Raw genomic sequence first — 12841 nt, 5'->3', positions numbered from 1 at the left:
AGTACGGGCGCTCCTCCGGGCTGACAACCTGGAAGGCCCTCTGCTCCTGAACGTGTCCCCAGCCGCCAGGTAGGGGTGGCGGTAAGAAACGTCTCATGAGCCCCAAACGGCGTTGATCTTGTTGTGACTTGCCTGGTCAATGCTGGGCGGACATGACGCACCCCCCGATGCACATCGACGAGCTGGTCGAGCACTGGACGATCCTGGACGACGAGCGCGACCTCGCGACGTTCACCGCTCGGGGCGTGGAGCTGTGGGGCGAGGGTACGACCACTTCCGACAGTCAGTTCCTGGTGGTCGCCAGCCAGCGGCGTACGTCGGGCATGGCGGTGCCGTCGCTGTCGGCGTCGATGTCAGCGGCCAGGCCGGCGATGGAAACCTGGGCGAGCGCGTGTGACCAGGCGTCCTGAGCGGCGGCCATGGCCCGGGCGATGGCACAGGGCCGTGCGCACCGTTCCGCGGGGATGCCGAGGGGGCCACGCTGCCGGATCTCGGTGCAGCGGTAGGCGGGCTCGTCTCCGTCGATGGCCCGCACCACCTCCAGGGCGCTGATCTCCGACGCGGGTCTGGTCAGAACGTAGCCGCCGGACTGGCCCATGGTGGAGCCGACGATGCCGGCGCGTGAGAGCGCCTGCAGCTGCTTGGCCGTGTACGCCGGCGCGGTGCCGTGCAGTTCGGCCAGTCGTGCCGCGGGCACCGGTTCGCGGCTCTGGCTGAGCGTGACACAGCTGTGCAGCGCCCACTCCACCCCGTTCGACATCTTCATGGCCCCAATCTACCCCTCTCGGACAATGGATGTCCGAGTTGTGGTAGAACTCGGACAATAGATATCCGAGATCATTCATGGGAGTGTCATGACGCCGCTCACAACATCGCGATCCAGCCGCACCTCCCTGGGAGTGGGGGCCTTGGCGTTGTTCGTCGCGGCGGCGAATCTGCGCCCGGCCATCGCCGCCGTCTCGCCGCTCGTCAATCCCATCCGCGCGGACCTGGATCTGTCGGCGACCGGGGTGTCGCTGCTGACCACCGTCCCGACGCTGGCCATGGGGGTGTGCGCGCCGCTGGCGGCATATGCGGGCCGGCGCTACGGCCTGCAGTCCGGTGTGCTCATCGGCCTGGTCATCATCACCCTGGGTACGGCGGCGCGCCTGCTCGGCGCCTCCACCTGGCTCCAGCTGAGCAGCGCGGCGATCGTGGGAGCCGGGATCGCCATCGCCCAGACCCTGCTGCCCGCCGTGGTCAAGACGCGCTTCGCGGCTCGCGCCGGGCTGGTCACCGGCCTCTACACCGCCGGACTCGGCCTCGGCGGCGCGGTTGCGGCAGGCGTGAGCGCACCCTTGGCCGACGCCCTCGGCTCCTGGCCTGGAGCGCTGGCGTCCTGGGCGCTGCTCGCGGTGGCCGGCATCGCGCTGTGGTCGGCCGCCAAGGGCTCACTGGCCCTGGACGACGTCACGGCCCCCGCCGGGCCCGCCGCCCAGCGCATGCCCTGGAGCAGCGGCGTGGCCTGGCACATCACCGTGCTGTCGGCCGTCAACTCCGCCCTGTACTACTGCGAGCTGGCCTGGGTGGCGCCGCTGTTGCACGATGGCGCCGGTCGCGACGCGGGGACCGCCGGATTCATGCTGACGGTGATGATCGCCATCCAGGTCGTCGCGATGCTGGCCGTACCGGCGCTGCTGGGAGAAGGCCGCGGCACGTGGGCGGGCCTGGCCGTCATGATGACGCTGACCGCCGCCGGCTTCCTGGGACTGGCGTACGCGCCCGCCACCGCGACGTGGTTGTGGATCGCGGCGCTGGGCGTGGGGCACGGCGGGCTGTTCACCCTCGTACTGACCCTGCCGGTACGGGCCGGCCGCGACCCCGGCGAGGCGGGGCGGATCAGCGCGATGGCCTTCTTCATCGGCTACGGCTGCGCCGCGCTAGCCCCGCTGCTGGTCGGCGCGCTGCGCGATGCCACCGGCACCTTCACCCTCGCCTTCGGCGCGCTGGGCGCGATCGGGCTGCTCATGCTCGTGCCGATCGCCTGGCTGCGCCGTACCATCCTTCACCCGGTCAAGGCGCGTTGACGTGCACCTCGAACGTCTCACCGGCCAGGAAACCCTGGCCCGCGCCGCCGGCCTGGTCAAGATCTACCGGGCCGCGTTCGGCGGCCCGCCATGGCGCGAGGACGAGCGCGCCGCCGACGTCCTCGCCGCACGCCTGACCACCGACGTGCGACGTCCCGGGTTCGCGGCGGTGCTGGCCGGCGACAACGACGGACCCGCCGGTTTCGGGACGGCATGAACCACCCCAACCCCCTTCCCCACCGGCCGCGCCTACGACCTCGTCCGCGCCGAACTGGGTGACACAGTGGAAACGCGGTTGGTTGGCGCGCTGGAGGTGGACGAGCTCGCGGTGAGCCCACACGCACGCGGACAGGGCGTCGCGCGAGGAATCCTCGACCTCCTGTGCGGCCGCACCGACCCCTGCTGGCTCCTGACAGCGCCGCATGCAGCCGACGCGCTCAGGCTCTACGAACGACTCGGCTGGCGGCGCCTGACCGGACCGAGGGCGAAGATCGTGGTGTTCTTGCGCTCGCCGTGATGTCCGCTGCCCAGCCCCTCGCTCTCATGTGTCCTCAAGGGTGCGGCGGAGCCCTCGTTCTCCAGGGGATACTCGCAAGCTGCTCGGCTTCAGCGTGGGAACGCTGTACAACCACATCCCCGACCGCCAAGAGCTCCGCTCAGGACAGCAGTCGAGTCTCAAGTAGAGGGCCTGGCCTCGACAAAGGGCGCTCGTTTGGGGCTGGTGACACGTTTGTTAACGGCACCCCAGGTAGAGGGCCTGGTCTGGATGACTCCCCCGGCGCGTTGCCGAAAGAGGCATGGCTGCCTGATGGGGCGTGGCAGGACCGGGCATGCGGGCTGGAGGCCGGCGTCGCCGACTGCCACCGCCCGCCGCCGATGTCTCGCGGGTACCCGGCGCCGACACCACAGGCTCGGCGCCGGATGTCGGTCAGGGGACGTCGACCTCGACGCTCAGGTATATACCCATCTCGTCGCTTGTGTCGCTGGTCTGCACGCGTTGGTCACGCCAGTACCCGCCGTACTTGCGTCCGTTGAAAGCTACTTTGTAGTGCCCGGTGTCCGCCTCGAAGGTGTGCGTGAGGCTGCCGTTCTGGCTGCCGCTGATGTACCGAGAGTAATCGTATGAACGCATTTAGTTAAGGACTTCCTCAAACCGAGGTTGATCTTGATTCTGAAATCAAGATCAAGCCTCTACGAGCTAGCCAGGTATCGGCTGTGGCGGTCCGTTCGGTTCTGCTTCCATCCACGGGGGTGGACCTGCGTCGGCGATCTCCTGCGATGAGATCGGGTGCTCGGGTGGCTCGAACGTGGGGACGAAGGCCTCGACGATGGCGAGGAAAGCGTGCCATTCGGCGCGAGGTCACCCAACGTGATCATGTTGTGGAGCAGCCGACCGGCTGTCACAATCAGGGCCGGTCTGCAAGCTGCTCGACCGCGTGTCGACACGTCAGGAAAGCAGGAGGTTCGCTGTGCGTTCCCGCCTCGGACACCGCATCCTTGCCGTCAGCGCCCTCGTCGTCGCCGCGGTGCTAGTGACCTCTACCTCGGCTGCTGCTGACCCTGAGCCGGGCGCCGCTCCAACGGTCGTGGGAGCGGCTGGCAATCACTGCTGCTGAGCGGGAGCAGGCTAAATGCAGGCCCTTCCAGCCGGCGTCGTATGGCCAGCGCGTCGTCGGGAGTGGTTTCGTCGAGCGGGTTCCGCCGAGATACTTCCACCTCGGCCCGAGCGCACAGCCGCGCTTTGAGAGCCCGGGCCAGTGGCGTTCTACTGATCGGTGGGGAGGCGTCGAGACCCCGCCGCCCAGTCTCCCTCTTTCTCCCCCCGCCTCACCCCGTACCCCTCCGGGCTCGTCAGAGCAGGATGCTGGTCAGGCGGTGAGGCGGGCCATACGCTCCGGTCGTGGCGGACATCGGCTACTTCGAGGCTTGGCAGATGTGGCTGAACGGCAAGTCCAACTTGGGAAACGACATGTTCGGCCTGCCGATGATCTGGTGGGGCAGAGCCGGGAAGATCGCGGCCTTCGTCAGCGGGGTGACGATCCTGCTCGACATCGCGGGTCCCGAGCGTCTCACGTCGTTCGCAGACCGGCTACACGCCCTGATCCAGGCTCTCTGGAGCCGCGCGCTGGTCTACTCGTTTTCGGTCGGCGCGTTTGTACTGGCGTTTAGCTGGATCGCCATATGGGACATCGCATGGAGCATCGACATTCCCGTCCCGGCGGGTGTCCCCGGCTTGAACGTGCTCGTCGGTCTCCTCAAGGTTGTCGTCGTCGTCACGCTGCTCTGTCTGGCCCCGCTGGCCGTGGCGGGAACCGTGCTCCTCATCGACAAGGTGTGCGCGAAGCTACCTGCGATCTTCATACATCCTCGCGCGATTCACATCCGCATTGTGGCGGCCGTACTCCTGATCGCCGGCTTCCATTTCGACCTGCTCGCCTCATAGCTCATCCCATAAGAACTTTGCTTTTCCGGCCGAGGGAGGAAGCATGCCCCCTCGCCGTCGTCGGCTCACCGCAGCGCCCGAACATCCCGCACGGGAACGGGCACCGGACCGGCGCGACGCCGTACGCGCCGTCGAGATCGGCCGCGCGTTTCCATCGCGCCCTGCGCGCTGGAGGGCATCCGACGGCCGCCCAGACGCCAGGCGCCATGAACTGCCAGTCGGGCCAGAGCCCCCGCCTCCCCGTGGATCGTGAGGGGGCGTGGCTCTCTTCGGGCGTGGCTGGCTGGAAGGGCGAGAATTTTCGGGACCTTCTGGACCGCCTTACGCGCGTGGGCGTGGGCGTGGGCGTGCCCCAGGTATGCGGCACTCCACGGGTCCACGGAGGTGCCGTGGTCCCGTGCCCGCCCCGCCACCGCCGCGATATGGCGCATCTCGTGCTGAGTGACTGATGATGCTGTCATGCGCAGACGTGCACTGGTATGGGGAGGCGCCGTCGTCGCCGTGGCGGCCTTCGCAGGGCTGGGCGCCTACTTCGCGAAGGTCGGGCTGAACGAGGCGGACAAGCTGGCCAGCGTGATCGGATTGTTCGTCGCGGCGGCCGGACTCGGGATGACGATGTTCGGCCTGGTCGTCGAACGCAAGAGGAGGGGCGGAGAGAGGGACACGCCACCCGCCCCGGCTTCCAAGGAGCAGTCGACCGGAGGTCACAACAACGGGACCATCTTCTCGGGGGACGGGCCAAGCCAGAACATCACCGCATCCGCTCAGGGCGCGACCGCCCAAGGGGTGATTTACGGCAACGTGATCAACCACGCGTCGGATTCGCGACCTGATTCGGACGCCAGCAGGGACTGATGGTGAGCGAGGATCCACGACAGCCGATCACCCAGAACGTCACAGCGATCGACGGGTTCGCCTACGGGGTCATCGGCGCCGACATCCATGTGTTCGGCGATGGCCTGCCCCTGTACCTCCTGGAAAGGTGGCGGCCGCCACCCGAGGCGGACCCGGACTGGTTGCGGGAGCTCCCCAGCCGGATGCTGAACGCCCGCTTCGCCGTGGTCGAGTTCACCGGCCGCGCCGATGAGCTGGAGAATCTGTGCCGGTGGCGGGACGGTCGCTCCCGTCTGGCGGCCCGGTGGTTACACGCCCCCGGCGGGCAAGGAAAGACCCGGCTCGCCGCACGGCTGGCTGAGAGGTCCCTTGAGGCGGGCTGGCGGGTCGTCACCGCGATCCAGGGCCCTGGGTCAGTGCTGCCGCCGCCGGGCAGCCAGGATCTGCGTCTGGACGGTGCCACCGGCCTGCTGCTGATCGTCGACTACGCCGACCAGTGGCCGCTGACGCATTTGACCTGGCTGTTCAGCAACGCCTTGCTCCACCGGAGCCCCGTCCCGGTCCGGGTGCTGCTGCTCGCGCGAAGTGCCGATGCCTGGCCGGCCGTCCGCGCCGGCCTGGCCCCTCTCATGGTCGAAGCATCGACGCAGCCTCTGCGGGAGTTACAGGACGGTCCCGGGCCGCGCGGGGAGATGTTCCGCGTGGCCCGCGACAGCTTCGCCGCCCGGTACGGTCTCGCCGGCGCCGCCGCCGTCGTCCCGCCCGGTCCACTGGACGATCCGGCCTTCGGACTGACCCTGGCCGTGCACATGGCCGCCCTGGTCGCCGTCGATGCGTACCTCAGTGGTGGCGAGCCTCCCAGCGACATGGCCGGGCTGACCATCTATCTGCTGGATCGCGAGCATCTGCACTGGACTCGCTTGCACGGAGACGCGACCCACGAGCTCAATCCGGCCGACCGCACGTACCAGACCCCACCGGCGGTGATGAATCAGACGGTGTTCGCCGCCGCGCTCACCGGCACACTCCCCAAGGCTGCCGGCGCGGCGCTCGTGCGGGAGCTACGTTTACCGCTCCCGGCCGAGCAGGTCATCGCCGATCACAGTCTCTGCTATCCCGCCGCCGCTCCCGATCGGGCCACCGCCCTGGAGCCGTTGTATCCCGACCGTCTCGCCGAGGACTTCCTGGCTCTGACCCTCCCCGGCCACACAGCCGACTACCCGGCACAACCCTGGGCCGCCGCCACAGCACGAAGCGTTCTTTCCGGCGACAGCGACCGCGTGCCTTCTGCTCACACCCCCCGCGCGATCACATTCCTGGCCTCCGCCGCCCACCGCTGGGCTCACCTCGGCCCCCGCCACCTGTACCCCCTGCTCGGCCGCGACCCCCGACTCGCCGTGGCCGCGGGAAGCGCCGCCCTGATCACCCTGGCCAGCCTGAACGACATCGACGCCGGACTCCTGGCAGCCATCGAATCCCACTTTCCCGGCCGCCGGCGCATCGACCTGGACCCCGGCATCGCCGCGATCGCCTCCCGGCTCGCCGAGTACCAGCTGGCCGCCACCACCGACCCCGCCACCCGCGCCCGCATCCACCATGATTTGGCGATCCGGCTGTCCTACGCCGGGCTGCACGCACGGGCTCTGTCCGAAAGCCACCAAGCCGCTCAGCTCCTGCGCCACCTCGCCGCGCTCGACCGGGACGCCCACCTGCCTGTCCTGGCAGCCTCGTTGATCAATCACGCCGTACGGCTGGCGGAGGCCGGACGGCGGGAGGAGGCACTGCTGGTCAGCGAAGAAGCCGTCACCATGGGCCGGGAGCTGGCCGAGCTGAACCGCGACGCCCACCTGCCCGACCTGGCCAACGCGCTGATCAATCACGCCGTACGGCTGGCGGAGGCCGGACGGCGGGAGGAGGCACTGCCGGTCAGCGAAGAAGCCGTCACCCTGCGCCGGGAACTGGCCGAACTCAACCGGGACGCCCACATGTCCGACCTGGCCGCTTCGTTGACCAACCACGCGAACCGGCTCGCGCAGGTGGGGCGGCAGAGAGAGGCGCTGCCGGTCAGCAAGGAAGCCGTGCAGTCCTACCGGGAGCTGATCGCGTTCAACCGGGACGCCGACCTGCCCGACCTGGCCGCCGCGTTGGCCAACCACGCCGTACGGCTGGCAGAGACCGGGCGGCGGGAGGAGGCGCTGCCGGTCAGCGAGGAAGCGGTCAAGCTGAACCGGGAGCTGGTCGCGCTCAACCGGACCGCCTACCTGCCCGACCTGGCCAGCTCGTTGACCAATAACGCCATATGGTTGTCGGAGATCGGACGGCGGGAGGAGGCGCTGCCGGGCAGCGAAGAAGCCGTCGCCCTGTGCCGCGAACTTGCCAAGCTGAACCGGGACGCCCACCTGACCAACCTGGCCAACGCGCTGACCAACCACGCCGTACGACTGACGAAGGTGGGGCGGGGGGAGGAGGCACTGCCGCTCAGCGAAGAAGCCGTGCAGTTGTACGCCGAATCGACCGCCCGCAACAGGGACGCCCACCTGCCCGACCTGGCCGGCTCGTTGACCAACTATGCGGCCCTGCTGGCCAAAACGGGCCGGCGGGCCGCGGCGCTACCGGTCAGCGAAGAGACCGTCGCCGTCTGCCGGGAACTGGCAGCACTGAACCGGGACGCCTACCTGCCCAACCTGGCCACCTCGTTGGCCAACCACGCCTTACGGCTGGCGGAGGCCGGACGGCGGGACGGGGCACTGCCGGTCAGCGAAGAAGCCGTCACCCTGCGCCGGGAACTGGCCGAGCTGAACCGGGACGCCTACCTGCCCGACCTGGCCAACGCGCTGACCAATCACGCCGGGCGGTTGGCGGACGTGGGCCTGCGGGAGGAGGCGCCGCCGGTCAGCGCGGAAGCCGTCGCCCTGTACCGGGAACTGGCCGAACTCAACCGGGACGCCTACCTGCCCGACCTGGCCGTCTCGTTGAGGAATCACGCCGTACGGCTGGTGGAGACCGGGCGGCGTGAGGAGGCACTGCTGATCAGCGCGGAAGCCGTCAAGATGTATCGGGAGCTGGCCGTACTGAACCGGGACGCCTACCTGCCTGCCCTGGCGATGTCGTTGAACAACCACGCCGTCCTGCTGGCGGAGGTGGGCCGGCGTGAGGAGGCACTGCCGGTCAGCAAGGAAGCCGTCAAGATGTATCGGGAGCTGGCCGTACTGAACCGGGACGCCTACCTGCCTGCCCTGGCCGCCGCGTTGGCCAACCACGCCGTACGGCTGGCAGAGACCGGGCGGCGGGAGGAGATGGTGCCGGTCAGCGAAGAAGCCGTCACCCTGCGCCGGGAACTGGCCGAACTCAACCGGGATGCCTACCTGTTCGATCTGGCCAACGCGCTGAACAACCACGCCGCCCTGCTGGCCGAGGTTGGCCGGCGTGAGGAGGCACTGCCCATCAGCGAAGAAGCCGTCGCCCTGCATCGGGAGCTGATCGCGCTCAACCGGCCCGCTCACCTGCCGACTCTGGCGAGGACGTTGACCAACCACGCCGCGCGGTTGGCGGAGGCGGGCCTGTTGGATGAGGCGTTGCCGGTCTCTGAGCAGGCTGTCGCGAGCTTTCAGGAGCTGGTCGAGCTGAACCGGGACGCCTACCTGCCGACTCTGGCCATCTCGATGGCCAACCATGCCATATGGCTGGCGGAGAGCGGGCGGCGCGAGGAGGCGCTGCCGGTCAGCGAGGAAGCCGTCGCCGTCTGCCGGGAGCTGGCAGAACTGAGCAGGGGCGCCTACCTGCCGACTCTGGCCAGTTCGTTGAACAACCATGCGAACCGGCTGGCAGAGGCGGGACGGCCGGAGGAGGCGCTGCCGGTCAGCGCGGAAGCCGTCGCCCTGCGCCGGGAGCAGGTGAAGCTGAACCGCAACGCCTACCTGCCGGCTCTGGCCGACTCGCTGGAGAACCAGGCACGCTGGTTGGCGAAGGCGGGGCGGCTGGAGGAGGCCCTGCCGGTCTTCCAAGAAGCCGTCGCCGTCTGCTGGGAGTTGGTCGAACTCAGCGAGGAGACCTACCTGCCGGGCTACGCCCAGATTCTCGCCGTCCTTGGGTACACGCTCGTCGAAGGCGCCCGGTTCCGCCAGGCGACCGACCCGCTGATCGAGGCGTTCATCGTCGGGCAGCAACTACCCGAGACCGGCCAGGGCGTCATCGATACGGTCGCCCATCTGCTGTGCCGCGCCTATGCCGGGGATCCCAGCGGAGTGAGCGAAGAGTTCCGCACTCTCACAGGTCAGGAGGTCCCCGATTGGATGAGACAACGGCCCGAGGAGTGAGGAACGCCGCATTTCACGGGGTCATCCCGGGGCGCCTGCTGTGCGATCATTGCGGCCCACCTGCCTATCGCCGAACAGCCGGCGAAGTCGACGACCGGCCCTCAGCGCGCGGATCGCGCAGGGGCGAGGCGCCGTTACCGTGCGCCCATCGCCGCCGGACAGCGCTGCAGTCGGCCCGCCGCGACGACATAAAGTCCGTGCGTGCCGAAGCCAGCGGCGAGGTCACAGGTCACAAGCTCGTAAGTGCCGCCGACACGGCCCTGCGGAACGTGTGCCGTGCAGCCGACAGCCAGGATGAAAGGGCTCAGTCTTTCACCGCCGCCGGCGGGGCGCAGGGTCGCCGATCTCGAGGCTTTCCAGGAAGCTCAGCATGACCCGGTTAACCTGGTCGGGATGGGTGAGTGCTGGGGTGTGCGCCGCGCCTTCGATCTCGTGGACGGGCGTGGCTGTGGCGACTCGCGCGGCCAGCAAATCCATGCGGTCGCGGGGCAGAGAGAGATCTTCGGTTCCCCACATCAGCAGTGTGGGACACGTGATCTCGTGCAGGCGGTCGCTGACGTCATCTCGTTCCAACAGACACAGCGCTGAATTGCCCAAGGGGAGAGGACCGTTCTTCCACCGGCTTCGCCAGTCCTCGGCGTGATGTCCAGCGTGTTCACCAAAGAGTTGGGCGGCCAGCGGAACGGTGAGGTCGTCGATGGGACCGTGCTCACGGAGGGCTTGGAACATTTGCCCGTACCCGACCTTGTCGGCGGGGTCGCAGGGGGTGGCTTCGGTGTCGGACAAGATGAGGGCGGTGACGCGATCCGGAGCGAGCAGAGCAGTGCGCAGCGCGATGAAGCCGCCTTGGGAGATGCCGCCCACGATGGCTTGCCGAAGCTGTAGATGGTCCATGAGGGCCAGCGCGTCGCGCGCTTGATCCCAGTAGGTGTAGGGCTTGGCGGAGTCGGGGGTGTTGCCGTGCCCGCGAGCGTCCCAGGCGATTATGCGCCATTGCGGAGAAAGGAATTCAGCCTGAGCGTCGAAGACGGTGTGATCGGTGAAGTAACCATGCCCGAGGATCACCGGCTGGCCGCTGCCTCCGGTGTCGCTGTAGGCGATGACCAGACCGTTGATGTCGAGGGTGGGCACGCGCAGACTCCTTGAGATGAGGGGAGCACACTCAGGCTGGGGTGTTGCCGGCATGAGTGTGAGGAAGAAGGCCCTGCTAGATCCACGTCAGCAGGGCGGGGTTGGCGGGCGTGCGGTCAGAAGTGCCAGGGGAAGGGGGACCAGTCGGGCTCGCGCTTCTCCAGGAAGGAGTCGCGGCCCTCGGCCGCCTCGTCGGTCATGTAGGCCAGACGGGTGGCCTCGCCCGCGAACACCTGCTGGCCGACCAGACCGTCGTCGATGAGGTTGAAGGAGTACTTCAGCATCCGCTGCGCGGTGGGCGACTTGCCGTTGATCTTGCGAGCCCACTCCAGAGCCGTCGCCTCGAGCTCGGCGTGCGGCACCACCGCGTTGACCATGCCCATCCTGTGGGCGTCGGCCGCGGTGTAGGTGTCGCCGAGGAAGAAGATCTCGCGGGCGAACTTCTGGCCCACCTGGCGGGCCAGGTAGGCCGAGCCGAAGCCGCCGTCGAAGCTGGCGACGTCGGCGTCGGTCTGCTTGAAGCGCGCGTGCTCCTCGCTGGCCAGCGTGAGGTCGGCGACGACGTGCAGGCTGTGCCCGCCGCCCGCGGCCCAGCCGGGCACCACGCAGATGACGATCTTCGGCATGAAGCGGATGAGCCGCTGGACCTCGAGGATGTGCAGCCGGCCCGTCGCCGGGGTGCCGTTGGCGTACTGGTAGCCGTCCTTGCCGCGGATGCGCTGGTCGCCGCCGGAGCAGAAGGCCCAGCCGCCGTCCTTGGGGGAGGGGCCGTTGCCGGTCAGCAGCACGCAGCCCACGTCGGTGGTCTGCCTGGCGTGGTCGAAGGCCCGGTAGAGCTCGTCGACGGTCTGCGGCCTGAAGGCGTTGCGCACCTCGGGCCTGTTGAAGGCGATGCGCACGGTGCCCTGGTCGACGGCCCTGTGGTAGGTGATGTCGGTGAAGTCGAAACCCTCGACGACCTGCCAGGCCTTGGGGTCGAAGAGTTCTGAAACGCTCGCATCGGACATGCCGGGCACAATAGCCATCCCTGATCAATCAAAACAACTACGGACTTGGCGGGGCTATCTGACGACGTCGGCCTGCCGGCGCGGCGGCCGGGCTCCCACATAGAGCTGAATGCCGCTGGTAGGGTCGGGATGGCGATACACGTTGGCCAGGAGAGTCATCTCCTCGCTGTTGTCTAGGTCACGAATGCGCATATACGGCGAGTGGCGACCCATAAGGATCTGCTGCTGCTCCCACATCCGAACGAACTCCGGAAACTTCGACAACTCGTCTAGCAGTCGCACGAAGGCGTGATCCTCCGCGCGGCGGACCATGTGGGAGCGCAGCCACGCGACGGTGAGTCGGGCCTCAACATCCCACTCCACCATGATTTTGCGGGATTCCGGCACCGCGAAGAACCAGATCAGGATGTTTCTGACCTCTTCTAGATGCCGGTAGATACGGCAATACTCCCGATTGCCGTACAACACCCACCACGCCTCGGTCACCCAGCCAGCGAGGTTCGGGCACAGCCACTCCACATGCTGCCGCTGCTCTGCCGTAATCACCGAAGGCGACAGGGGAGCGGTCTCGATGGGCACGGGTTTGGCATAGGTGTAATCGACGAGATCGTGCAGGTGCTCGCGGACCAGATCATTGACGGCGAGGGCGTCGGCCAGCTGGTCAACCACTTCGCGCGTCGGATGGATCGGATATCCCTGCTCAAGCTTGGACAGGTAACTCACGCTGATCCCCGCGTTGTTGGCTAACTGATCCCTACTGATCCGCTGGCGGGGCGGTCCCTCGACGCCGGGCGTGAAGCCGGGTGCCACGGTTGCCCTGCGAAGGTGCTGCAGGTAGGAGCCGAACGCGGGGCTAGTCACCATGGGCTGACAGTGTAGATCACATGCCACGCATTTGCGGCGAAGCGAATCCGCCCCAGAAGGCGGTACGTCAGATTTCCAGTTGAATTGCAAACTAATGCCGAGACTCCCTGCCTGCTCCGCGCAATACGAGTGAAATATGCTTAGAAATGCAGCAATCACCGGCTATTGCGAGCGGAACTG

General features: G+C 67.9%; 11 protein-coding genes. 6 read left to right on the top strand and 5 right to left on the bottom strand.

Going from position 1 to position 12841, the window contains the following annotated elements; genetic code table 11:
* Positions 1-283: 283 nt before the first annotated feature.
* The gene (locus FHR33_RS47550) at positions 284-766 is read right to left on the bottom strand and encodes an RrF2 family transcriptional regulator (protein ID WP_183662582.1); all 483 of its coding nucleotides are present in this window, start codon (positions 764-766) and stop codon (positions 284-286) included.
* Positions 767-908: 142 nt separating this feature from the next.
* On the opposite strand from FHR33_RS47550, the gene FHR33_RS47545 reads away from it, so the two are divergent.
* The 3 genes from FHR33_RS47545 (at position 909) to FHR33_RS49520 (ending at position 2583) form a co-directional block, all read left to right on the top strand.
* Positions 909-2066, top strand: coding sequence for an MFS transporter (locus tag FHR33_RS47545; protein ID WP_221242712.1), 1158 nt, complete (start codon positions 909-911; stop codon positions 2064-2066).
* Position 2067: 1 nt separating this feature from the next.
* Positions 2068-2283 (top strand): hypothetical protein, encoded by a 216-nt coding sequence (locus FHR33_RS49525; RefSeq protein WP_221242711.1) that lies wholly within the window; start codon positions 2068-2070, stop codon positions 2281-2283.
* Between the two features lie 66 nt (positions 2284-2349).
* Positions 2350-2583 carry a GNAT family N-acetyltransferase gene (locus FHR33_RS49520; RefSeq protein ID WP_221242710.1) on the top strand — a complete coding sequence of 78 codons (234 nt, stop codon included), beginning with the start codon at positions 2350-2352 and terminating at the stop codon, positions 2581-2583.
* A 411-nt stretch (positions 2584-2994) separates the two neighbouring features.
* Here the strand turns inward: FHR33_RS49520 and FHR33_RS47535 are convergent, their stop codons facing one another.
* Positions 2995-3198: a hypothetical protein gene (locus FHR33_RS47535; RefSeq protein ID WP_183662578.1), complete on the bottom strand. Its 204-nt coding sequence runs from the start codon at positions 3196-3198 to the stop codon at positions 2995-2997.
* A gap of 768 nt (positions 3199-3966) precedes the next feature.
* On the opposite strand from FHR33_RS47535, the gene FHR33_RS47530 reads away from it, so the two are divergent.
* The 3 genes from FHR33_RS47530 to FHR33_RS53065 all read left to right on the top strand — a co-directional run bounded on the left by FHR33_RS47530 (position 3967) and on the right by FHR33_RS53065 (position 9659).
* Entirely contained in the window at positions 3967-4509 is a 543-nt protein-coding gene (locus tag FHR33_RS47530; protein ID WP_183662576.1) for a hypothetical protein, read from the top strand.
* A gap of 459 nt (positions 4510-4968) precedes the next feature.
* Positions 4969-5364 (top strand): hypothetical protein, encoded by a 396-nt coding sequence (locus FHR33_RS47525; RefSeq protein ID WP_183662574.1) that lies wholly within the window; start codon positions 4969-4971, stop codon positions 5362-5364.
* Between the two features lie 2 nt (positions 5365-5366).
* Positions 5367-9659, top strand: coding sequence for a tetratricopeptide repeat protein (locus FHR33_RS53065; protein ID WP_183662572.1), 4293 nt, complete (start codon positions 5367-5369; stop codon positions 9657-9659).
* Positions 9660-9971: 312 nt separating this feature from the next.
* Here FHR33_RS53065 and FHR33_RS47515 read toward each other — a convergent pair whose 3' ends face one another.
* The 3 genes from FHR33_RS47515 to FHR33_RS47505 form a co-directional block, all read right to left on the bottom strand.
* A complete protein-coding gene (locus FHR33_RS47515; protein WP_183662570.1) occupies positions 9972-10790 on the bottom strand; it encodes an alpha/beta fold hydrolase in 819 nt (272 codons plus the stop codon).
* 116 nt (positions 10791-10906) lie between these two features.
* Entirely contained in the window at positions 10907-11797 is an 891-nt protein-coding gene (locus tag FHR33_RS47510; protein ID WP_183662568.1) for a 1,4-dihydroxy-2-naphthoyl-CoA synthase, read from the bottom strand.
* 54 nt (positions 11798-11851) lie between these two features.
* The gene (locus FHR33_RS47505; protein ID WP_183662566.1) at positions 11852-12661 is read right to left on the bottom strand and encodes an MmyB family transcriptional regulator; all 810 of its coding nucleotides are present in this window, start codon (positions 12659-12661) and stop codon (positions 11852-11854) included.
* Positions 12662-12841 lie beyond the last annotated feature (180 nt).

This window comes from Nonomuraea dietziae, assembly GCF_014195505.1.
GTDB lineage: Bacteria > Actinomycetota > Actinomycetes > Streptosporangiales > Streptosporangiaceae > Nonomuraea > Nonomuraea roseola.
The sequence above is the reverse complement of the archived record's forward strand: the minus strand, read 5'-3'. Positions and strand labels throughout refer to the sequence as shown.

What these genes read in the sequence shown, in the direction of transcription:
- FHR33_RS47550 (WP_183662582.1), bottom strand. Translation starts at nt 766, where the DNA reads ATGAAGATGTCGAACGGGGTGGAGTGGGCGCTGCACAGCTGTGTCACG.
- FHR33_RS47535 (WP_183662578.1), bottom strand. Translation starts at nt 3,198, where the DNA reads ATGCGTTCATACGATTACTCTCGGTACATCAGCGGCAGCCAGAACGGC.
- FHR33_RS47525 (WP_183662574.1), top strand. Translation starts at nt 4,969, where the DNA reads ATGCGCAGACGTGCACTGGTATGGGGAGGCGCCGTCGTCGCCGTGGCG.
- FHR33_RS47510 (WP_183662568.1), bottom strand. Translation starts at nt 11,797, where the DNA reads ATGTCCGATGCGAGCGTTTCAGAACTCTTCGACCCCAAGGCCTGGCAG.
- FHR33_RS47505 (WP_183662566.1), bottom strand. Translation starts at nt 12,661, where the DNA reads ATGGTGACTAGCCCCGCGTTCGGCTCCTACCTGCAGCACCTTCGCAGG.